General features: G+C 37.4%; 20 protein-coding genes. 11 read left to right on the top strand and 9 right to left on the bottom strand.

Going from position 1 to position 21,529, the window contains the following annotated elements:
- Positions 1 to 26 precede the first annotated feature (26 nt).
- Entirely contained in the window at positions 27 to 1,247 is a 1,221-nt protein-coding gene (locus tag ACY9Z2_RS02085; protein ID WP_463607942.1) for a carboxylate--amine ligase, read from the bottom strand.
- 364 nt (positions 1,248 to 1,611) lie between these two features.
- Positions 1,612 to 2,679 carry an AI-2E family transporter gene (locus ACY9Z2_RS02090; RefSeq protein ID WP_463607943.1) on the bottom strand — a complete coding sequence of 356 codons (1,068 nt, stop codon included), beginning with the start codon at positions 2,677 to 2,679 and terminating at the stop codon, positions 1,612 to 1,614.
- Positions 2,680 to 2,804: 125 nt separating this feature from the next.
- Between ACY9Z2_RS02090 and ACY9Z2_RS02095 the strand changes: the two genes are divergently transcribed.
- Positions 2,805 to 4,229 carry a Na+/H+ antiporter NhaC family protein gene (locus tag ACY9Z2_RS02095; RefSeq protein WP_463607944.1) on the top strand — a complete coding sequence of 475 codons (1,425 nt, stop codon included), beginning with the start codon at positions 2,805 to 2,807 and terminating at the stop codon, positions 4,227 to 4,229.
- Positions 4,230 to 4,474: 245 nt separating this feature from the next.
- On the opposite strand, the gene ACY9Z2_RS02100 is transcribed toward ACY9Z2_RS02095, so the two are convergent.
- The 4 genes from ACY9Z2_RS02100 to ACY9Z2_RS02115 all read right to left on the bottom strand — a co-directional run bounded on the left by ACY9Z2_RS02100 (position 4,475) and on the right by ACY9Z2_RS02115 (position 8,069).
- Complete coding sequence (locus ACY9Z2_RS02100) at positions 4,475 to 5,044, bottom strand: GNAT family N-acetyltransferase (protein ID WP_463607945.1); 570 nt, start codon at positions 5,042 to 5,044, stop codon at positions 4,475 to 4,477.
- Positions 5,044 to 6,081 carry a methyltransferase domain-containing protein gene (locus ACY9Z2_RS02105; protein ID WP_463607946.1) on the bottom strand — a complete coding sequence of 346 codons (1,038 nt, stop codon included), beginning with the start codon at positions 6,079 to 6,081 and terminating at the stop codon, positions 5,044 to 5,046. Before ACY9Z2_RS02105 ends, ACY9Z2_RS02100 begins: the two co-directional genes overlap by 1 nt.
- Positions 6,082 to 6,347: 266 nt before the next feature.
- On the bottom strand, positions 6,348 to 6,887 hold the full coding sequence (locus ACY9Z2_RS02110; RefSeq protein WP_463607947.1) for a hypothetical protein: 540 nt from the start codon (positions 6,885 to 6,887) through the stop codon (positions 6,348 to 6,350).
- Between the two features lie 9 nt (positions 6,888 to 6,896).
- Positions 6,897 to 8,069, bottom strand: a complete 1,173-nt coding sequence (locus ACY9Z2_RS02115; RefSeq protein WP_463607948.1) for an Alp7A family actin-like protein — start codon at positions 8,067 to 8,069, stop codon at positions 6,897 to 6,899.
- Positions 8,070 to 8,461: 392 nt separating this feature from the next.
- Here ACY9Z2_RS02115 and ACY9Z2_RS02120 point away from each other — a divergent pair, with 392 nt between their 5' ends.
- From ACY9Z2_RS02120 to ACY9Z2_RS02145, 6 genes are all read left to right on the top strand, one after another.
- Positions 8,462 to 9,613, top strand: a complete 1,152-nt coding sequence (locus tag ACY9Z2_RS02120; RefSeq protein WP_463607949.1) for an HD domain-containing phosphohydrolase — start codon at positions 8,462 to 8,464, stop codon at positions 9,611 to 9,613.
- Positions 9,600 to 9,944, top strand: coding sequence for a DUF3307 domain-containing protein (locus tag ACY9Z2_RS02125; RefSeq protein ID WP_463607950.1), 345 nt, complete (start codon positions 9,600 to 9,602; stop codon positions 9,942 to 9,944). The genes ACY9Z2_RS02120 and ACY9Z2_RS02125 overlap by 14 nt, the downstream gene beginning before the upstream one ends.
- Before the next feature lie 12 nt (positions 9,945 to 9,956).
- Positions 9,957 to 11,759: an adenylate/guanylate cyclase domain-containing protein gene (locus tag ACY9Z2_RS02130; RefSeq protein WP_463607951.1), complete on the top strand. Its 1,803-nt coding sequence runs from the start codon at positions 9,957 to 9,959 to the stop codon at positions 11,757 to 11,759.
- Between the two features lie 80 nt (positions 11,760 to 11,839).
- Positions 11,840 to 13,252 (top strand): alanine/glycine:cation symporter family protein, encoded by a 1,413-nt coding sequence (locus ACY9Z2_RS02135; protein WP_463607952.1) that lies wholly within the window; start codon positions 11,840 to 11,842, stop codon positions 13,250 to 13,252.
- Positions 13,253 to 13,387: 135 nt separating this feature from the next.
- Positions 13,388 to 14,644, top strand: coding sequence for a GGDEF domain-containing protein (locus tag ACY9Z2_RS02140; protein ID WP_463607953.1), 1,257 nt, complete (start codon positions 13,388 to 13,390; stop codon positions 14,642 to 14,644).
- 338 nt (positions 14,645 to 14,982) lie between these two features.
- The gene (locus ACY9Z2_RS02145) at positions 14,983 to 15,426 is read left to right on the top strand and encodes a DinB family protein (protein ID WP_463607954.1); all 444 of its coding nucleotides are present in this window, start codon (positions 14,983 to 14,985) and stop codon (positions 15,424 to 15,426) included.
- 282 nt (positions 15,427 to 15,708) lie between these two features.
- Here the strand turns inward: ACY9Z2_RS02145 and ACY9Z2_RS02150 are convergent, their stop codons facing one another.
- Positions 15,709 to 17,745 (bottom strand): catalase, encoded by a 2,037-nt coding sequence (locus ACY9Z2_RS02150; protein ID WP_463607955.1) that lies wholly within the window; start codon positions 17,743 to 17,745, stop codon positions 15,709 to 15,711.
- Positions 17,746 to 17,882: 137 nt separating this feature from the next.
- On the opposite strand from ACY9Z2_RS02150, the gene ACY9Z2_RS02155 reads away from it, so the two are divergent.
- From ACY9Z2_RS02155 to ACY9Z2_RS02170, 4 genes are all read left to right on the top strand, one after another.
- Complete coding sequence (locus ACY9Z2_RS02155; protein ID WP_463607956.1) at positions 17,883 to 18,467, top strand: TetR/AcrR family transcriptional regulator; 585 nt, start codon at positions 17,883 to 17,885, stop codon at positions 18,465 to 18,467.
- Between the two features lie 55 nt (positions 18,468 to 18,522).
- On the top strand, positions 18,523 to 18,840 hold the full coding sequence (locus tag ACY9Z2_RS02160) for a DMT family transporter (protein WP_463607957.1): 318 nt from the start codon (positions 18,523 to 18,525) through the stop codon (positions 18,838 to 18,840).
- The gene (locus tag ACY9Z2_RS02165) at positions 18,840 to 19,151 is read left to right on the top strand and encodes a DMT family transporter (protein WP_463607958.1); all 312 of its coding nucleotides are present in this window, start codon (positions 18,840 to 18,842) and stop codon (positions 19,149 to 19,151) included. Before ACY9Z2_RS02160 ends, ACY9Z2_RS02165 begins: the two co-directional genes overlap by 1 nt.
- 64 nt (positions 19,152 to 19,215) lie before the next feature.
- A complete protein-coding gene (locus ACY9Z2_RS02170) occupies positions 19,216 to 19,587 on the top strand; it encodes a VOC family protein (RefSeq protein ID WP_463607959.1) in 372 nt (123 codons plus the stop codon).
- 12 nt (positions 19,588 to 19,599) lie between these two features.
- On the opposite strand, the gene ACY9Z2_RS02175 is transcribed toward ACY9Z2_RS02170, so the two are convergent.
- Together ACY9Z2_RS02175 and rlmN are read right to left on the bottom strand one after the other, a co-directional pair.
- Positions 19,600 to 20,205 carry a DUF421 domain-containing protein gene (locus ACY9Z2_RS02175; RefSeq protein ID WP_463607960.1) on the bottom strand — a complete coding sequence of 202 codons (606 nt, stop codon included), beginning with the start codon at positions 20,203 to 20,205 and terminating at the stop codon, positions 19,600 to 19,602.
- Positions 20,206 to 20,438: 233 nt separating this feature from the next.
- Positions 20,439 to 21,509, bottom strand: a complete 1,071-nt coding sequence (gene rlmN, locus ACY9Z2_RS02180; RefSeq protein WP_463607961.1) for a dual-specificity RNA methyltransferase RlmN — start codon at positions 21,507 to 21,509, stop codon at positions 20,439 to 20,441.
- Positions 21,510 to 21,529: the final 20 nt, after the last annotated feature.

Here is a 21,529-nt window from a genome sequence, read left to right on the forward strand (position 1 = left end):
GTTATCACCGCTATCTTCGCTTATATTTACCTAGAAATAAGTTTACTAACCTTTGACTTTGCAAACGCTATACCAGGCTTAGGATCATTAATATCCCATATTGCATTAACCTTAGGTCGCACTAACGACAGCAATACTGTGCCAATAGATAACTGTTTCGTTTTTACGTAGTCTTTCACCGCTAACATATCTTCATACCCATACCAAAATGCTGTATTGGTATCTGATTGAATAGCTTTTGGTTCTAAAGGTTTCCCTATTAGCTCCATATATGTGATGTAAGGCACATTCATGCCAATTTTAGCTAACATGTGATTAAAATTAGTAATCCGAGCATTGATTTCGATCAAGTAATAATCACCAGTCTGAGCATCTTTTTTAAATTCAATTTCAGCAAAGCCTTTGAAGCCGGTTGCTTCCAAAAACTTCGATCCAAGCTTATACAGTTCTGGAACATGTTTTTGCACAGTATAAACAGATGCTCCAAAATTAATTGGATACTGACGATGTTTTTGACAAGTCGCCCAATGGGTTACTTTAGCGTCTTGGTTCAAATACGCATCGAATGTATACATATGATTATCAAAACCAGGAATAATTCGTTGCACAATTACTTCTAAATTGGCGTCCTTTGCTTTTTGTATCGCCTCGTCTAATTCTTCTCGCGTATGAACCTTAAACAATTTACGTCTAAACTTAGCAACGAAACTTGGTGAATCTGTTGGCTTTACTAGACAAGGAAACTGAATAGTTGATTCTATTTTTTGATAAAAATCAGGATCAGTTACTTGTACAGTCTCTGGTACCTTGATACCTTTTTCTAGAGCCAATTGATGTAACGTGTCTTTGTTCATAACCTTTGTATAAAGTCCTTGCTCAGTTTGTGGAATAAGATAATAGTTTTTAAGCTCGTCCAACTTCGTGTCAATTACCTCAAGATACGAATCGTGACAAGGGATTAGGACTGGTTTTTCATCCTGTTTTTTTGCATAATCAATTAAAAAATCAAGAAAAGCTTCCGAATCATCTTTGTAATGTGGTGCGATCAGTTTTTCCGAACAATATTTTGATTCCGCACCGTATCGATTTTCTTCTGTATAGTCTATTGCAACTGTGTGGATTCCATGGACTCCCAAACAACGAATTGTACTTAACCCAATATAATAGTTATTTCCTAGAATGACTGCTTTGTTCTGCATACGATCTACTCCTTGATTATCTACGTTACGTTTAATTCCATTATACATGAAATTTCGTTTAATGAATATGATAGCCTCTGGTGAATTTGACTTGTTTTGGTTGCCGACTGGATTCTATCGGTTGTTGTTTCCATTGATCCGGAAACGGCGAACCAATCAACAGTGACCAGGCACTGCTCCGTATCGGACACAGAAGCCCTTATTTTAACTTTTCGGGCATGTTTTATGGGCTAAGCGGACTCAGTATGCCTTATTTAGGTAAAAACAGGTTGAAATCAGTCTTTTTTACGAAATAAGGTCTTCTGTGTCCGTTAACAAACAGATTCACCCTAATTTTGCCCAAATAAGGGCTCTGGTGTCCGCTAATTTCCACTTTGTTACAAGTGGGCTAACATTTGAAGAAATCACACCCTTATGTTTTACGCAACTTATAGAATTTATAAAAATTCTTGATGGTAACTTTTAATACAGCGTAAAGCGGGATTGCAATTAGTATTCCAACAAATCCATAGAGAGAACCAGCGACAACGAGTAACAAGATGATTGTTAGTGGATGTAATTGTAGTCGCTTCCCAAAAACAGCCGGTGAAACAAGGTTGCCCTCAAGTTGTTGTACGATTAATAGAATAAATAGTACGTACACAACCATAATCGGATCTTGAATTAACGCAATTAAAATAGCTGGTAACACACCAAGTGCTGGTCCAACTAACGGCACAACCGCCGTGATTATCACAAACAATGCGAGTACAAGCGCGTAATTCAAGTCGATAACTAAATAACCGATATACATCAACGTTCCATCTACCAAACCAACTGTTAGCTGTCCAAGAATATAGGATGCTAATGTACGGTCAATATCACTTAAAATCCGTTTCCCTTCTACGGTATGTTTTTTCGGAATAAAGTTAAGCAAATACGGTAAAAGTTTCTCTCCATCCTTTAAAAAATAAAAGAGGATAAACGGAACTAATATGAGCACCGTAGCAACACTTGTAATCGCACCTATAATTGCTGTTATATTATCTCCAATCGTTTGGGCTAGATCGCTTAAAAACGTAATAGCTTTTTGCTTTAACTGTTCATATGAAAACATTCCAAAATCATTTTTCTCAATGATTGTTTTCGTTTTCTCGACAGTCGCCTCTATTTTTGATGGTAACTCCTCACTCAACTGCTGCGCTTGGTCAACGATATTACCACCAACAAAACGCACAAATAAAACAATTAAAACTGTAACTAGCGCATAAACTGTGAGAATTGCAACTGATCGATTCATATATGCTGATTTAGAAAACAAACGAACTACTGGACGCAATATGTAATAAAATAACCCAGAAATTATAATTGGGAAAAACAAAATCGCGATTAATTTTTGGAATGGATCTAAGAAAAAATCAACTTTTCCCAAAAAATATATACACAATAAAACGATTAGCGTACCTATTGCATATTTAAAAAAAGGATGTTTAATCCACATGTGAACACCTTCTCTACGGGTATGTATTATCTTTATTCTGTACCTTTTTTGTTATGTTACTAAACCAAAATACATGAATGAAATTCTTGAATTAGGACAGAGTATCAGTGGAAGGAGTTGATAACATGGATCAAACCTGGGTGTCGTTAATCCCTTTTTTAATCGTTATCGGTATGTCTATATGGTTGAGAAAGATTTTACCTGGTCTCGTACTTGGCTTGTTAGTTGGATCGCTACTCGTTGAAATGGATCTTTTGGATGGAATAAAACGAACTATTACATACATAATTACTACATTATCGGATGAAACCAATATTAAAATCATTGGATTTTTATATCTTTTTGGCGGCTTAGTTGGTATGATGACAATTTCTGGTGGGATTAAGGGTTTTGCTGAATGGATTGGCAAAAAGATTGATTCACAGCGTGGATTACTAACATTAATCTGGCTGACACTTCCATTTACATTTATGATGCCGATGTTCCGGATCATGATGATTGGACCAGTCATTAAATCGATAATGGAAAAAATGAAGCTATCCAAACAAAAAGTTGGCTTTACCATGGATGTTTCGACGGTTTCGGTTATCGTATTACTTCCAGTTGCCACTGCTTTCGTTGGATTCATGATTTCATTAGTTGAAAGTGGTATTCAAAAACAACAGTTAGCCGCATCTTCATATGAAATTTTCTTACTTAGTATTCCATTTAATTTATTCGCCATTACCATGCTGGTTATCGGGCTCATTCGCACGTTCTGGAGTTCAGGTAAGAAAAGAAAAAATGCAGCTGAGAAAAAACCGGACAACGAAGAGAAAGGGCATGATTTCCATACACTCGGGCGAAAAAAAGAACTGTCCATGGTTAAAGCGCAGCCTTGGAATTTAATCGTTCCCCTGTTTCTCTTATTGGGATTGTCTCTCTATTTATTGTGGCTTGATGGAATGAATAAAGGGGCACAAACTTTTTTCGAGGCGTTCTCGATGGCTGATGCTACCTATGTTATGGTTCTTGCCATTTTTATAACACTTATTATAACGTTTATTTTTTACATGATTCGCCGACAATCAATCGATGAAACCATTTATCACTTTTTCGAAGGTGGTAACCAGTTAATGCAAGCAATTATTCTGCTAATACTTGTTTGGTCGCTTTCGTTGGTTGCGGAGGACTTAGGTTTTTCTAGCTTTATCAGTTCAACACTTGGAACGTTTTTACCTAGTTTTACAATTCCAGCCATCATTTTTACAATTGGTGCGATAGTTGCCTATTTTATCGGTTCATCTTGGGGTACATGGGGCTTGTTCATGCCTCTCGGCTTTACACTTGCGACAGCAACTGGAGCCTCATTACCAATTACAGTCGGTGCAGTATTCGCTAGCGGTTCATTTGGTGCATTGACTTCCCCGCTTGGTGACACAACGATTACAACCGCATCTATTCTAGAAATGGATCTTGTTGAGTACGCACGATATAAGTTGAAGCTAGCTTCCGTTGGTGCTGGAATTGCAATTGCGTTATATTTGGCAATCGGATTTTTCTTTACTTGACATCAAAGTAAATTAACGCTCAAACGATTTTCTCTTTGAGCGTTAATTTTTATACGGACAGAGAATCCGCTATTTGTATAAAATGGTTAGATTTAGCCACTATACAGACACAGAGTACGCTAATTGACTAAAATCACAATGAAATCACTGTCTTTTCACTAAATAACGTCATCTGTGTCCGCAAACGCAAAGAATTAGCCCCTTTTTTCGCAATTAAGGAATCTACTGTCCACCATGGTCTACTATCATGCTCTAATCTTCATCGCTTCCCATTCTTCACGAAGCATTCCCATCTTGACAGAGTCGTAATATTCACCATTCACAATACGGGCATTACGAATCCGACCTTCTTCGATCATACCTGTTTTTCTAGCAAGCCTCATCATCCGTTCATTGCCAGACCATGTCGATATCCCAACCCTAACCACATTCGTTTTCTCAAAAATATAATGAGTCCACAGTTTAAATGCCTCTGTTCCAAATCCTCCAGACCAATAGTTCGAATCAAAAATGACAATTCCATTATTTAGCCAGTTTGTTTGTTCATCGACCCAGTACCATCCTACTGTACCTATTAACTTGCCATCAGCTTCAATAACTAACTCGGAGCGAACTTCTTCTGTCCCTGCCATTTTCACGTTTTCAGCTATTTTTCCTACAAAAAATTCATCAAGCGTCATGGATTGTGGTGGGTTGTATGGTGCATTCCAGTTTAAATGCTCTCGGTCATTTGCTTCATACTTCCAATAATAAATTCGCTCAACGTCTTCCCGAGTTATATCACGTAGCGTCACTCTTTCTCCTCTAATCTCCATTACATCACCACCTCTTTTCGTGCATAAACCAAACTCAAGATATCATTAAAATGATGCGTTTCAACGCGGTATCCGTTACGAGTTAGCCAGTCAGTTAAGAGAGATCTATTTGCGTAAAATTCATCTTCTATCGCGGCAATCGCTTCTGTGTTTCCGTTTTTTCGAAAGTTTTCTATTACTATTTTGCGATTTTCTTCATTCAAAAACATCAAATCAACAATACATATTTGGCCACCCTGTTTTAGTACACGATCCATCTCCTTTAGCGCTAGAAGTTTTTCTTCGTCTGGTAGGTGATGAAGTGCATAGCTTGATACAACGCTATTTACTTGGTTATCCAGAATTGGTAATGCTAGAAAATGCCCTTTTCTTGTTTCGATTGCCGGGTGCTTCTCTTCGCACATTTGTAACATTTTTTCTGATTGATCAATACCGATTACCTTACATTTTTTTGTTAGAAATTTCGCACCAAGATTACCTGTTCCAACCCCAATATCAACGCATACATGTTCAGGTTGAACATCAACTTTTTCAGTAACCATTGAAAGTGCTTTTTCATAATCTTGATGTACATTGAATCGATATCCGTGCATTTTAATGTTTTGATCATAATCAGCAGCTTGGTTGTCAAAATTCCATTTATCATGCCAGTTCTTTCTAGCATTTTTCATACCTTTCAAGTGCTGCGCCAATTCGAAAAGTTCTTCATTGGTATAGGTTGTTCTTTCCATCATTTCATCAATGGTTTCGATCATGTCTTTCATCTCAATCCACTTTTCGAATAAAACCGAACGCTGAATGTTTAAATATTCTTTCCTACCCAGTTCTGGATTGCTTAAAATTTTCCCAATGTCATTAACTGTTACACCAATCTCCCTCATTGTGAGTATCGTACTCAGCCGAACAATATCGCTGTCAGTAAACGACCGATAGTCATTTTCTGTATCTTTTTTTGGTGTTATTAACCCTTTCTCTTCATAAAAACGTATTGCTCTTGATGTCGTATTTAATCGTTTTGCTACTTCTTTTATATGCATGTTTATCAACTCCTTGCATTCACTATAAAGGTTAACGTAACGTCAAGGTAAAGTGTTTTTTTAATTTTTTTCGTGCAATGGTTTCCGTAAAAGTTTATTTTACTGGCCGATTCTCTGAATAACAGGCCAAATTTATACTTTTACTTGCCAGATTAGAAAAAATACAAGCCGAATAACATATTTACTGGCCAAATATTTAAATTTACTGTCCGAGCAATTCTCATAAAAATGAGGTGTAGTCCACAAATATGGCTACACCTCACTGTTCATTTATTCATACTAGAGAAAAAGTCACTTAATGGGTCATCATCAAGCTCAATTTCTTTTTCTTCTTTTTGCTCGTGTATATCCTGTTGCATATCGTCAAGGTCGATATCTCCAAGCCGATCCTCCGTTGAAGCTGCAACCTCATCGTTTTTTTGATAAAAGTCCTCTTCGAAAAAATCTTCTTCTTCAAAGTTACTTTGCATACCACTTAACGATGCCATTAACGATGTGGCGCGCAACGGATCACTTAATAATTGATAAACAATACTCCCAATCAATGCCTCCGAATGCTCGTGTTTTATCCAGCTTTTTTGCTCTTTTGATAATTGCTTCGGTAGTGGGATTGTTAAGGTTTCTCGTTCTCGTGTATACGTTTCATTTACCCCTTTTAGCACATACTGAGCAATTTTACTGGAAAAGTTTCTGCGTTCTGTTTCTTTTAGCTTTTGCAGTAGCTTTAAAATATGGTCTGGCGTATCTGAAGGAACGCGGAACGTTATCGATTGCCCGCGCTCTATACTTTTTTTCGTATCTGACATACCATCACCCTACTTTGCTTTTTCTGCAGTTTTTTCTTCCTTTGTATCTTTTGTTGATTTAGCAACGAAATCGGAAATTAATTTATAATAGGCGTTTGCCATCATCCAAATACTTTCATTTTCGTCTTCAAAAAACTCAATGTTGAAGCCGTCTAATTTATTATTTAGCGCCTTCAAGTAATCCTTCAATACAGCTGATCCACCACCAACAAAATAGCAGATTTCTGACTGTGAGTTTTTCGCCCAAACATTACGTAAATAACGATATTCCTTCTTAGCAAGCTCAAGCAATATTCTATCTGTAATGTCATGAACGTTCGTACGGCTTCCTTTTACCATAATGTGATGACGGTCATTTTTTCTCGTAATAATGTCAACTACATCACGTCGACTATCTAGTTCCACACCATGCTTCGTGCGAATTTCTTCGCGAATTTCTTCTAATGATTCAGCAACTCCTAAGTTAAAGCCTTGTGCTTTATCGTCATCCACATTACGGTTACGGATTACTGCTATATCCGTTGAAAGTCCACCGATATCTTGGATCAATATTTGCTTATCGATCAATTCCTTGTTAATTACCTTTAAATCATTATCCATTATTAAGTTCACGTATGCCGCGAAGCCTTCAGGGTATACTTTCACTTCATCAAATTTAATATTTACTTTTTTTCCTTGGTACTTCGGTGTAACTAAAAATTCCACTTGATGTACGGATCCTAACAATTGTGATCGATACCCTACATCTTTTCCTTCCTTCACTTCACGAAGCGGTAATCCTGTACCAAGCGTATACGTAGCATCAATTACATCATTCTTACCAGCTTTAAATTCTCCGCTGCTTACCGCATCTAATGCAAGAGATGCAATCAACATAACGATTGTTTGATCCTCTTCTGATTTACTGCTACCAGGATCAAGCTCAGTTGAGTTATTGGTCTTTGTAGCTAAGTTTCCTACTCTATATACTGCGTTATTTTCTTCTAGGGCAGGGGAGTGGACTCTAATATGTATATTATCTAGCGGGTCCTTCTCATCAAGCTCCTCAATTCCGATTACTGGACGATCTTCCATATCACGTGCAATTACATTCGGTATATACAATTCATTTTCTAGTTTTCCAAAGTTTGCTTTCAGTGCGTCATTTCCAACATCAACGGCTGCAATTCTAGATTTAGTCATATTCTATCAATCTCCTCTCAAAGTTCTTACATTATAATAATAGTTTATCTTGCTAGATTAGGCAATCAGACTTTTCTCGTATTCTTTTTTGTGTACTTGTATACATTATCGCAAACACCTATAAACCAACATGCGTGCGTGTTTGTTTACATGTATACGGTATTGCAAACTTTAAGAAAACATTTTGTTTACACGTAAACGCATTTGTATACATTAGAAAACTAGGCTTATCGCCAAGCTTTAATGGCGAAAGTCTTAGTTGCCCTTATACTGATATCCATAAAAAATATAATTTCTTATCAGTGAAATAAAAAAGTACACAATCTAGGTGTTTTAGCCGATAATAAATTGATAGAGTTAGATCTGAATTTACTGAAAAGAGGAATGTAAAGATGGATCAAATCCAAGCATTAGAGAAAAAAGTGGATGAATTACTTGGATTACTGGAAGCTTTTAAAGAAATGAATGCTCATATCGAAATACAAGAGGTTTTTCAAAATATACTACTACAAATGGTACAAGTAGTTGGTGCAGAAGCAGCAACACTATGGGTTGTCCACCACGAACAGGAATTAATCGAAGCAACAGCTGCATATGGCCCATCTGCCTCATCTATACAGAACTTAAAATTAAATAAAAACGAAGGCATTGTAGGTCAAGTTATTCGTACAGGTAAGACACACTACATAGAAGATGTAACAAAAGAAAAGGATTGGGCAAAACGTGTAGACAAAAAGAGTGGCTTTATCACTAAATCCATGATTACTGTTCCACTCATTGCAAAAGGGACAACAATTGGTGCACTTCAAATGCTAAACAAGAAGGATTGCACCTATTTTTCAGAGGCTGATGTTAAACTCGCAGAAACATTTGCCAATCACTCAACACTTGCCCTACACAATAGTCAAATGTATGACGATTTGTACAAAATGTTTATGAGCATGATTAAAACACTGGCTATGACACTTGATGCCCGGGATCCATACACTGCGGGTCATTCAGAACGAGTGGCTACCTATTCGCTATGGATAGGTAAGGAACTCGGACTAAACCAAGATACGTTAGATGACCTATACAAGGCTGCTTTATTACATGACATAGGTAAAATAGGAATTCCTGACGATATATTAAGAAAGACTACCAGACTGTCAGATGAAGAATTCGATACAATAAAGAGTCATACAACTATTGGGGCTAATATTCTATCAAACATGGAACCAAAGAACATTATGGAGAACGCAATTACCACAGCTCGTTGGCATCATGAACGAGTAAACGGGAGTGGTTATCCGGATAGGTTAAAGGAGAATGATATTCCCCTTTTTGCAAGAATCGTAGGTATTGCTGATTCCTTTGATGCAATGACTACTGTACGACCATATAGTAAAGGTTTTACAATTCGAGAGGGAGCAGAGGAACTAATTCGTTGCAAGGATACCCTTTATGATGGCGAAATTGTAGATACTTTCATTAGCATATTAGAACGATGTAACTACACAATTGATAAAAACACGAAAGGGGATAATCCATTTGAACATATTTAGCATTCTATTAATTGGCCATTTTATAGGAGATTTCCTATTTCAAACAAACTGGATGGCAACATATAAAGCAACAAAGTGGACTCCCCTACTCGTTCATTCAACAGTATACACAATTGTCATTCTACTCGTTTCTTTACTAGAGGGCGGTTTATCCTCTATTGGAATCTTATTAATTTTTATCGGACATATAATTCTTGACCGTGGCACATTTGTAAGAATATGGGTTACCCATGTACAAACAGCAACAGAACCAAATCGGCGATGGCTATCCATCATGACGGATCAAATTTTTCATATCATCCTATTAGCAGCTGCAATCTATCTGTCCTAAGGGGGAATTTCAATGGATTTTAAAGCAAAAAAATATGTACTTGAAAAAGAGTATCCAATCTCTCGAGAGACAGTCTGGCGGCTTTTGAGTGATACAGATAGCTTAAACCGATTTATCGGCCTATTTCCTGTTACGTTTACACCTGCAAAAAATAAAACGTTTCATGTATTCTACCGGGAAGCAAATGCAAAGGTCGCTGGCGCAATCCCACTAAAATGGGAAGAAATGCCCTTTCAGTGGGTTGAAAACGATTATTATTCGGTAGAACGTAGATATTTAAGTGGTCCACTAAAACACTTTGTAGGTGGTATCGAATTAACAGATACCTCGGAAGGTGGAACAAAGGTAAGGCTCTTAGGTGAATTCACACCACGTAATATACTTGGGATCGGAGCTATTCCAGTAACAGGACTACAATCAATGCGAAACACGTTGAAGTATATGGATGAATTTGTACGCAATCCAGAGAAAAACTATTCCCCACAAAAAAACAAGAATCATAACATTGCAGAGGCAGAACTGAATAGATTAGAAGAAAAGTTAAAAGCTATGATAGCGGAGGTTGAACTCATTGAACTACTTCATCAACACATCACCTCTCGTCCAGACCAAGAAGTTATTAATATGCGTGCAAAAAGCATTGCAAATAGGTGGAACAGAGCAAGTGATGAGGTTTTACGATTGTTTCTATTCGCTACGAAGGCAGGAATCCTATCATTAAGCTGGAACCTTATTTGCCCAAACTGTCGCGTTTCTAAAGATGAATATACATCATTATCAAACGTAAGTAATAATTTTCACTGTGATTTATGTGGTGTAGATTACAATGCTAACTTTGAGAACTATGTGGAGTTAAAGTTTTCCGTACATCCATCTATTCGTAAAGCTTATGACCAATCCTACTGTGTTGGCGGACCTATGATAACACCACACATTATCGTTCAACATGTGATTAAAGCTGGAGAAACTGTCCAACTACCACTTTCCCCTGCCCAAGAGAAATTACAGATACGGGTGTTACAAGCGAACCATAAACAGGACATTACAATTAACTCGGACGGTTCAACTAACGGACTTACGTACACAAATGACGGATTTACTATATCCCATCAGACCAGTAAAGATATACTTACAGTAAAAAACGCAAGCTGTCGAGAAATTGTTGCAGTAATTGAAAGAACAAATTGGAATGATGAGGCAACAACAGCTGCTGAAGTAACAGCTATGCAAGAGTTCAGAGACTTATTCTCGTCAGAGGTATTGGCGCCTGGCCAACAGGTTGGAATCGAAAATGTAACCATTTTATTTAGTGACCTTGAAGGGTCAACTTCTTTATATGAAGAGGTTGGTGATGCCAATGCGTATGGCAAAGTCCGTCGCCATTTTGACTATTTAACAGAGTGGATATCGAAAAATAATGGTAGTATCGTGAAAACAATTGGTGATGCGGTAATGGCTGTATTTTATAGACCAGAGGATGGTATAAAAGCAGCAGTTTCTATACAACAGCACATTAACGAATTTAACAAAAGTAACGGTGATTCTATCGTATTGAAAATAGGTATCCATAGCGGACCCGCTATCGTTGTGAACTCGAATGATCGATTAGATTACTTCGGTCGGACAGTTAACATTGCAGCACGGATACAGAATAAAAGTATCGGTGCGGATATTGTAGTACATCGTTCCTATTTAGAAAATGAAACGATTCGACTACTACTCGAGCAAAAGAAGATTGTCCAGCATTCATTTACAGCCCTTCTCAAAGGAATTGAAGATGAAATGGAATTAGTACGAATAGTGAACAAAAAATAATAAATGACTCGGCCTATTGATTGAAATATCCACAAATTGGGTATTTAGATTAAAAATACAACGAGATAGGACTGAGTCATTTGGCATTTTTTGAATCAATAATAGCAAATATATCAAACTTCTTTTGGACGTATTTACTATCTATTCTACTCATTTTTACTGGATTACTTTATACCATACGTCTGAAGTTTTTCCAATTTCGGTTTTTTGGACATGTTTTACATAATACAATCGGAAAAATCTTTTCAAAAAACAAACATGAAGGAACAATTACACCCTTTCAAGCGTTTACCTCAGCACTTGCATCTACTGCAGGAGCAACAAATATTGTTGGTGTACCAGTAGCAATTGCATTAGGTGGACCTGGTGCCCTATTTTGGATGTGGGCAGTTGCTCTCTTTGGTATGGCAACCAAGTATGGTGAAATTGTACTTGGTATGAAATATCGAGAAGAAAACGAAAATGGCATTTGGGTAGGCGGACCTCAATACTATATTAAGAAAGCTCTCGGATGGGATAAGGTGGCAGCCCTATTCGCATTTTTCCTAATGCTAGAATTAATCCCTAGCGCCATGGTGCAATCGAATTCTATTACTACTCAAGTTGAAGGTGCGTTTGGCTGGCCAGTTGAATTAACAGGAGCTATTATGGCGGTGTTCATCGCACTAATCGTATTTGGCGGAATTAAACGAATTGCTAAAGTGACAGATAAGTTCGTTCCATTTATGGTCATTACGTACCTACTATTTGGGATGATTATTATCGTAGTAAATGCAGAACAATTACCACACGTTTTTAGTCTTATTTTCACAAATGCATTTACTCCAATATCCGCAGCAGGAGGATTCGCTGGTGCAGGTATTGCGCAGGCTATTCGCTGGGGAGTGGCTCGCGGTTTATATTCAAATGAGGCAGGAATTGGTACGGGACCAATAGCACATTCAGCTGCTCAAACAGATCATCCGTCAAAACAAGCATTTTGGGGTATCTTTAGTGTATTTGTCGATACAATCGTCATCTGCACGGTCTCAGGATTAGTCGTGTTAGTGACTGGTGCATGGAAAATGGTCGGACCAGGAGAAGCTTCAAGTATGATTACAGTAGGCTTTTCGTCGTTATACGGCGAGGCTTTTGGGGGTACATTTATCGCTATTTTCCTTTTCTTCTTTGTCTTTACAACGATTGGAATTCTCGTATTCTATGGTGAAAAACAAGCAGAATATTTGTATGGTATTAAAACTGCAAGGTTCATGCGAATTGTGTATATTGTTTCTGTTTATATTGGTGCAATTGGCGGTCTTAAATTTGTCTGGCAATTTCTTGATCTAATGCTAGCATTCGTTGTCTTATGCAACGTCATTCCGATGATATTTTTAAGTAAAGAAGTGAAACTAATCACCGAAGATTATATTCATCGGCTATACCACGGAAACGGCGGCGAACCATCGATTACATTATTTACATCAAAAACCGATAATAAGAATTACAAGTAGCTTGTCCGGGCTGTTTGACTTAAATGCTAACAGCCCGTGTTCTATGTAATTTTATAGGTATTATAGACTATGAAAAAAGATATAGAATTTTTTCAAAATATAGTATACAATTAACGAAAAAAGGAGGGACGGGATATGCGCATTGTAAAATTGATAATAGCAGTTATCTTTATTGCTTCCATTGCTATTTCCATCCCTTTTAATAGATTGTTAGTTGATACAAATTCTTTCTTACTGGCATTAGGATTATATTTATTTTTCAGTCTACTATTCTTTAATCTTCGCACGTATAAAAAAGGTAAACTAAACCTAAATCATGGTACATCATATGACATGTCGTTTGTTCTTTTCACTGGGCCATTAGGGTTGTTAATTTATGAAGTGATTCACCGTGTAGCTCTATATATTTATAAAAAAAGAACGAAAACAGCTAGTCCTGAAGAATTTACTCACCTTTTTTACAACATAGGAGCCTTTGTTCTAGCAAACTCATTAGCATATTACCTATTTGCTTTTTTATTTCCTGCAATTGAGAACGAACCAGTTATGTATTGGTTACTCTTATTCGTATTAGTCTTTGGATCATTGCTCTTGACTGATACATTCCTCGTGATTATCTATTTTGCAGAAGGTGACTTTAAAACGAGAAAAGACATCATACAGTTTTATAACCGTAGAAGTCTACTCGATACTGGACGTGGCACGCTTACGAATGGATTACTCTTTATTTTTCTAACGCAGGGCAAATGGGAAGTAATCGTTTCATTCTTTATCTTAAATTATTTAGTAAGCCGTTCATTAATTGTAAAATCTCAAAGTCTTCAAGACCGTGCTGAACGTGATAAATTTGAACAAATGGCATACACGGATTTCCTCACAGGTGTACCAAACCGCGCGTTTATGGACAAAACGATGAAAAACCTACAAGATTCCGGAGAATACATTGGTGTGATCGTAGCTGATATTGATCATTTTAAATCCATCAATGACACATATAATCACGCGGTTGGTGATTTAGTTATTCAACACTTTGCTTTATTTATCCGTAATAATATCGGTGAAGATGATTACATATTTCGTAGTGGCGGTGAAGAATTCACTGTATTTATTCGTAATCGGAAGTATGATGATACAGTTCAGCTTGTAGAAAAATTGCGTGAAGGTGTAGAGCGAAGTATTGTTGATGCTACATTTAAGAATATGCCAGTACTCATCCGATTTACAGCGTCATTCGGCCTCTATTATTACAAAATAAATAGGAATTTAACATTAGAAAAAGCACATATATATGCGGACAACCTATTACTTGATGCAAAAAAAATTGGTCGAAACCGAGTTACTGTAAAAAATGGCATGATCGATGTACCGTTATCAAGTAGATATGATGCGTGAGCTTCGTACTCTAAAACAATGAAACCCCCTCCTAACATCTATCAGGAAGAGGTTTTAAAAGCCGCCTAAATTTATCAATAGTAGCACTCCTTTTTTAAATTATTATTTTGAACGGCGGCTTTCAGCCAAAATTTCAATTTCATACAAATTAAACATGATAATTCCTCCCTTTCTATTTACTACTCTTAGTATAGGCAGGAATCAATTTTTCCATAACAGCTAACAGCCTGAAATCCTCTCCACCTTCAGACTGATTTTCAGCTACGTCCTGCGAAATAAAGGAGAGTCAACTGTTCGTGTCGAATTGGTAGAAAAAGATTTCTAAAGGAGAATGTCATGTGATTACATTTTTTCGGTACAACTGGCAAGTACGAGATGAATGGTTTACGTTGTTGGAACAGGTCCCTTCTGAAGAACTCTTATGCCAGCGAACTGGTGGACTAGGAGGTATATTGAAGACATTATTCCACATAGTCGATGTGGAACAAGCGTGGATCAAAGGATTAAAAGGAGAACCTGAAAATCACTATGATTTTCAAGACTACCAAACGTTGAAAGACGTAAAAAAACTTTCAGATTCCTTCCGACCGGAGCTTGAGGCATTTGTGACTGCATGGAACGTAGAGCGGGAAGAAAAGGATTTTGACGTTTTTACCTACGGTGAAGTAATCAGACATGTGATTGCGCATGAAATTCACCATATTGGTCAGTTATCTGTATGGATTCGGGAATTAGACATAAAACCTATATCAGCAAATCTTATTCGTAGGGGATTAGTATAGAAAGGGGGCTGCGACATAAACAATACTATCAAATATATAATGACGAACAATAAACTATATTAGCTCAGGAAATGTACGTAGACTCCTGCGGGAGGAATGGCATCGGTGAGACCCCGGAGTGCAAAGCACGAGGAGGCTCACCAGCCACCCGCGGAAAGCGAAGTATATTTCCGGAGCGGTTTTATTACATCAGTCTATATTTTAGTTCGGATATTCTTTGAGAAAATACTTTTGTCCCAGCTTCCTTTACTTCCAATTCTAGTTCGGTCACTTTTTACTTGATTATCCAACATTTCGCTCCCAATGACGGTGTGCACGAATAGCATTAATAAAGTCTGAACTGAATTTTTCCATATCATCATTCACAACAACACCAACGCTTTTAGCTTTACCACTTGCTTCTAACCATTGTTTACCTTCATGGGTACCGCCAATCGGTTTAAAATGAGCAAATGCTTCATTGATAAAGTAAGCTGCATCCTCATGAAATTTACCACTTACATCCTTGCCACCTACTACATACAGTGCATCAAACAACACGGATTCACCCGTTAAGAAAGTGTGGTCTGCTTCAAGCATTGTGCCATCTTCACCTTCTACTTTCCCTAGATTCTCACTAATAATTTCTGGTTCTGCACCATCCGTTTTTAATGTATTCAATACAATGGATACTTCCTTACCATTAAAACCGTCACCTAGTAATACCGCAACCTTACGAGTAGTAGCTTTTTTGGTCGTGTTTTCCTGACTAAGTGCTGGTGAAGCTTTCGTTACATCTGAGCCACCACTGTCAGGTTTTGCGATACCAATAGCTACCGCTACTTCATTTGCCAGTTCCATGCTTACATTCGCAAACATATCCACTACCTGTCTTCTTACAGATTCACTCTCCACTTTACCAAGTTCGAAACTAAATGCCTGCTTTATATGTTCTTGTTCTGGCTTGCTCATACTGTTCCAGAAAAGTGCAGCCTGTGAAAAATGATCCTTAAAGCTTTCACTGCGTGCACGAACTTTACGACCTTCTACCTTTTCCTGATAATGAACATAGCCACCCTCTTCCTCACTAGCTGGCTCTGGGGTATTTTCAGCTAACGAGTTATTATGATAGCTTACTTGCCCTTGATTGATCGTTTGTCTTGCCATTCCATCTCGTTGATTATTATGAAATGGACATACTGGTCGATTAATTGGAAGCTCGTGAAAATTTGGTCCACCTAACCTACTTAATTGTGTATCCGTATAAGAAAATAAACGACCTTGTAATAACGGATCATTGGTAAAATCAATGCCTGGAACAACATGCCCAGGGTGAAATGCTACCTGTTCCGTTTCAGCAAACACATTATCAACATTTTGGTTCAATGTCATTTTACCAACGATTTTCACGGGAACATCTTCTTCTGGCCATAACTTTGTTGGATCTAATATATCAAAATCAAACTTGAACTCATCATCTTCATCTATTATCTGAACGCCTAATTCATACTCAGGATAATTTCCATTTTCAATCGCTTCAAACAAGTCTGCGCGGTGAAAATCTGGGTTTTTCCCGTTTATTTTTTGTGCTTCGTCCCAAACCACGGAATGTGTGCCTAAAACAGGTTTCCAATGGAACTTTACAAAATGTGCCTTTCCCTGTTCATTTACAAATCGGAAAGTGTGAACACCGAAACCTTCCATCATACGGAAACTTCTTGGAATCGCCCGGTCTGACATCGCCCACATGACCATATGTGCTGACTCCTGATTGTTCGCAACAAAATCCCAGAACGTATCGTGTGCGGAGGCAGCTTGTGGCACACCATTATGTGGTTCTGGCTTTAAAGCATGTACTAAATCAGGAAATTTCATCGCATCTTGGATGAAAAATACTGGAATATTATTACCGACTAGATCGTAATTACCTTCTTCTGTGTAAAACTTCGTAGCAAAACCACGTGCATCGCGAGCGAGCTCACCAGACCCTTTTGAACCTGCCACTGTTGAAAAACGAACAAATACAGGTGTTTTTGTTCCCGAGTCTTGTAAGAAACTGGCTTTCGTATACTCTTTCATTGAATCATAAAGTTCAAATTCTCCATGTGCCGCAAATCCTCTAGCATGAACAATCCGTTCTGGTATACGCTCATGGTCAAAATGCGTCATTTTTTCACGAAAATGAAAATCCTCCATAAGTGTTGGTCCACGTTCTCCTGCTTTTAGTGAAAATTCATCTTCCGACACTTTAACACCTTGATTTGTGGTCATTTTTTTATTTCTATCTTTCACTCGAAACTTTTCCAGTTGTTCATTTTTATTTGTATGTTTGTTACTCATTTGGATTGTTCCTCCTTATTAGATAGGTATAGTTTTCCTTCCCTGATAAGCCATTTATAAAACAATATCTACTTGCATCTATTTTCACGATGTGCTAAAATGACTGATATTCATTCATTATAAATCGAGGTGATTATATGCGTGTAAAAAAGCAGGAAAAATACGATGCAATTTTAGAAGCAGCATTCAACGTTATTGAAGAACAAGGCTTTGAGAACACTTCCATCTCTGACATCGTAAAGCAAGCAAACGTAGCACAAGGCACATTTTATATTTACTTTAAGTCAAAGAATGATTTAGTTCCTGCTATTGCAGAAGCATTATTATCTAAAACGTACGACATGACTTTAGAACGTGTAACAGAATCAATGACTTTTGACCAGAAACTTAGAGAAATTATAGATGTTACATTTGAAAACACGGAAAAATACAAAGAAATAATTGTGTTATGTTACTCGGGCCTTGCCTATGGACATTCGTTTGAGTTGTGGGAAGAAATGTATATCCCCTACTATAACTGGATGGAACAACAACTAAATCAGGCTATTCAACAACAAGAAATTTCCCGGGAAATAAATGTCGAATTTTGCGTTCGCGTTATTATAAACATGATTGAGCAGACTGCGGATCGCATGTATCTTTCTAACAGTATCACTGGTGTAGAGAGCATTGACGACCTTAAACAAGAAGTTTTTAATTTCGTAAAACGGGCATTGGTTTAATTTTTAATCCTAAAATGAATGACAGTCATTCATTAATTAATTTGAGGTGATCATCATGATGTGGATATTACTTATTTTCGCTGGTGCTTTAGAGGTTGTTTGGGCTTCTTATTTGAAATATGCCAATTCAATTAGCGAGTGGATTGTAGTTGGGTTGCTTATTATCATTAGTTTTGGACTATTAACGCTTACGTTTCGCACGATATCGGTTGCAGTAGCGTATACGGTGTTCGTCGGTATTGGCACCATCGGAATTTACCTCGTTGGGATCGTAACTGGTGAAGCCTTTTCGATGAAACAACTATTTTTCTTTTTAATTTTAGTAATCGGGGTTTTAGGTATGAAATTTACCACAAAGGAAGGTGAAAACTAATGGCATGGGTATTTTTGATGGTAGCAGGTATGGAGGAAGTTTTAGCGGTGAGCTTGTTAAAGTATGTCCATGAATACAAGAAAAAATGGCCATTCATTGTGATCTTCGCGGGATATGGACTTTCGTTTGTGTGTATGGCTGTTGCAATGAAAAGCATTACACCAGGGGTTGCCTATGCTGTGTGGACAGGAATGGGAAGCGTTGGTATTACGTTAGTCAGTTACTTCTGGTTCAAGGAAAAAATTAACTGGAAGCAACTAGCTTGTTTAACGTTAATAATTATTGGAATCATTGGATTAAAGTTGAATTAATGGCAGGATTTCTAGTCTCTTACAGGGAATAGTTTATAGAGAAAACCAATGTAGGAGTGAAACGATGAATAAGATTAGTCAAATAGGAGTTCCAGTAAAAGATATTAAACGCGCAATTCATTTCTATCAGGATTTATTAGGAATACCAATGCTTTTTAATACGGAAACAATGGCCTTTTTCGATTGTAATGACATAAGGCTCATGTTAACCCTTCCAGAAAAAGAAGCGTTTGCCCATGCAAGTTCCGTTATCTATTTTAACGTTGAAGATATTCAAGAATCCTACGCAGACCTTACCGACAAGGGCATTCCATTTATCGATGAGCCACATATGATTACAAAAATGGGTAATACAGAAACATGGATGGTATTTTTTAAGGATTCAGAAGATAATACGCATGCATTAACAAGTGAAGTTGAAGTTACGGAAAAGTAGGAATCATATACCCTACATAAGCCGTTCAGGTGGTGTAGGGTAATGATCTTCTCTTTCAACTTCTGAAAACATATCTTGATTGTTACTTTTATCCTGGTTTTCAGTGTTTAATTGCTTTAATACATAGCTTAATTGTTGGGAAAGCTCATTGAATTCCCTCTTTGTAACTGGCTGTGCCTCATCCTTTAACATAAAACCAAGCTGTCCGTTCGGCTCAAGGGTAGCCCACTTAACATCGCTTAATTTTGAAACATTTTTTTGCCTTAAATTCATTTCTAGCTGATCAACTGTAAACCGTAGCTTTTTTAAGTTTTTTTCATTAATTTTGCCATCTTCAATAAGAACTTTTGACGTACCAGTTATAAACCTTTCAAAGATATCGCCTTTTACCTGGAGGTATTCCATGGCGATTAACGTGAGTACAAGGATAGATCCAACTCCAAGCGTTACCCAAAGGTTTTTGTCCGCAACTGGTTGAACAAGTAATGATCCAATAGCAATCATGATTACTGTTTGCACAAGCGTCATTTGAGAAATGGACTTTCTACCTGCTAATCTTAATAAGAGCGTTCCACCTACTACAATAATAATTGCTTTCCAAATCCAATCAAATTCCATTCCTACCAAACTCCTTTCAATTGTAGTTTGGCATTAAAATCTGATACTATACCGTGAGTTAACTTTAAATCGATGAATAAACATGCTCTATGCCCATTTTCTGATTAAACATGGCATAAGGGTATACGCACTTCCCCTAAACACACAAACATGTTCGTATGGACGTATAGGGCGATAACAAAAATTACCTAATACCCCGTTCAAAAAATAATAGGGTATCAGGTAATTATAATCTATCCTATCTTTTCTTTTTTCTTCATTTGCTTGCTTCGTAACTGGCCACATGCAGCGTCAATGTCTGCTCCATTTTCCCAACGCACACCACAGTTAATACCGTTCGCTTTTAACGTTTCAAAGAATGTTTGAATGGACGTTGAATCGCTTCGTTGATATTGGTTATGCTCATCAACTGAATTATACGGAATTAAGTTTACATAAGTTAGGTGGCGCTTATCCTTAAGCAATCTAGCGAGCTGTTCCGCCTCTTCCTTATGGTCATTTACGTCCTTCAACATGATATATTCATACGTTATTCGCCGGTTAACCTTCTCTAGATAGTAATCAACCGCCTTCATCAATTTCTCAATCGGGAAGGCTTTATTAATTTTCATAATGCGCGTCCTAAGCTCATTATTCGGTGCATGTAACGAGATTGCAAGGTTAACTTGTATCCCTGTATCAGCAAACTCATAAATTTTGTGCGCAAGCCCACTTGTTGAAACAGTAATATGGCGTGCACCAATACATAGTCCTTTATCATCGTTAACAACACGGATGAAGTCAATTAAGTTCGTAAAGTTATCGAATGGCTCACCGATTCCCATTACAACGATATGACTTACACGCTCTTCTTTACCTTGTGCATCTAGATGTTTCTGCACATTCATAATTTGCTCAACGATTTCGCCACTTGATAAATCACGGCTTTTCTTCAATAATCCACTAGCACAAAATGTACAACCGATATTGCAGCCAACCTGCGTTGTCACACAAACCGAAAGTCCATAGTTAAATCGCATTAGTACAGTCTCAATCAAGTTTCCGTCTGCCAGTCGGAATAAAAACTTAATTGTGCCGTCCTTCGACTCTTGCTTAATCTCTTCTCCAAGCGTGTGCAACACAAAATTTTCTTCCAATAACGCAATGCATTCTTTGTTTACATTGTTCATTTCAGAGAACGCTGTTACACGCTTTTTATATAACCAATTCCAAACCTGTTGCGCCCGGAATTTCTTTTCTCCATGATCCACCAACCAGTCTGTTAACTGATCAAAAGTTAGTCCATAAATGGATGTTTTACTCATTTTTAACCTTCTTTCCCACG

This window comes from Virgibacillus sp. GM2-2, assembly GCF_055329585.1.

What these genes read in the sequence shown, in the direction of transcription:
- ACY9Z2_RS02110 (WP_463607947.1), bottom strand. Translation starts at nt 6,887, where the DNA reads ATGTCAGATACGAAAAAAAGTATAGAGCGCGGGCAATCGATAACGTTC.
- ACY9Z2_RS02120 (WP_463607949.1), top strand. Translation starts at nt 8,462, where the DNA reads ATGGATCAAATCCAAGCATTAGAGAAAAAAGTGGATGAATTACTTGGA.
- ACY9Z2_RS02160 (WP_463607957.1), top strand. Translation starts at nt 18,523, where the DNA reads ATGATGTGGATATTACTTATTTTCGCTGGTGCTTTAGAGGTTGTTTGG.
- ACY9Z2_RS02085 (WP_463607942.1), bottom strand. Translation starts at nt 1,247, where the DNA reads ATGTATAATGGAATTAAACGTAACGTAGATAATCAAGGAGTAGATCGT.
- ACY9Z2_RS02100 (WP_463607945.1), bottom strand. Translation starts at nt 5,044, where the DNA reads ATGGAGATTAGAGGAGAAAGAGTGACGCTACGTGATATAACTCGGGAA.
- ACY9Z2_RS02175 (WP_463607960.1), bottom strand. Translation starts at nt 20,205, where the DNA reads ATGGAATTTGATTGGATTTGGAAAGCAATTATTATTGTAGTAGGTGGA.
- ACY9Z2_RS02170 (WP_463607959.1), top strand. Translation starts at nt 19,216, where the DNA reads ATGAATAAGATTAGTCAAATAGGAGTTCCAGTAAAAGATATTAAACGC.
- ACY9Z2_RS02155 (WP_463607956.1), top strand. Translation starts at nt 17,883, where the DNA reads ATGCGTGTAAAAAAGCAGGAAAAATACGATGCAATTTTAGAAGCAGCA.
- ACY9Z2_RS02095 (WP_463607944.1), top strand. Translation starts at nt 2,805, where the DNA reads ATGGATCAAACCTGGGTGTCGTTAATCCCTTTTTTAATCGTTATCGGT.
- ACY9Z2_RS02130 (WP_463607951.1), top strand. Translation starts at nt 9,957, where the DNA reads ATGGATTTTAAAGCAAAAAAATATGTACTTGAAAAAGAGTATCCAATC.
- ACY9Z2_RS02165 (WP_463607958.1), top strand. Translation starts at nt 18,840, where the DNA reads ATGGCATGGGTATTTTTGATGGTAGCAGGTATGGAGGAAGTTTTAGCG.
- rlmN (WP_463607961.1), bottom strand. Translation starts at nt 21,509, where the DNA reads ATGAGTAAAACATCCATTTATGGACTAACTTTTGATCAGTTAACAGAC.
- ACY9Z2_RS02090 (WP_463607943.1), bottom strand. Translation starts at nt 2,679, where the DNA reads ATGTGGATTAAACATCCTTTTTTTAAATATGCAATAGGTACGCTAATC.
- ACY9Z2_RS02140 (WP_463607953.1), top strand. Translation starts at nt 13,388, where the DNA reads ATGCGCATTGTAAAATTGATAATAGCAGTTATCTTTATTGCTTCCATT.
- ACY9Z2_RS02105 (WP_463607946.1), bottom strand. Translation starts at nt 6,081, where the DNA reads ATGCATATAAAAGAAGTAGCAAAACGATTAAATACGACATCAAGAGCA.
- ACY9Z2_RS02115 (WP_463607948.1), bottom strand. Translation starts at nt 8,069, where the DNA reads ATGACTAAATCTAGAATTGCAGCCGTTGATGTTGGAAATGACGCACTG.
- ACY9Z2_RS02150 (WP_463607955.1), bottom strand. Translation starts at nt 17,745, where the DNA reads ATGAGTAACAAACATACAAATAAAAATGAACAACTGGAAAAGTTTCGA.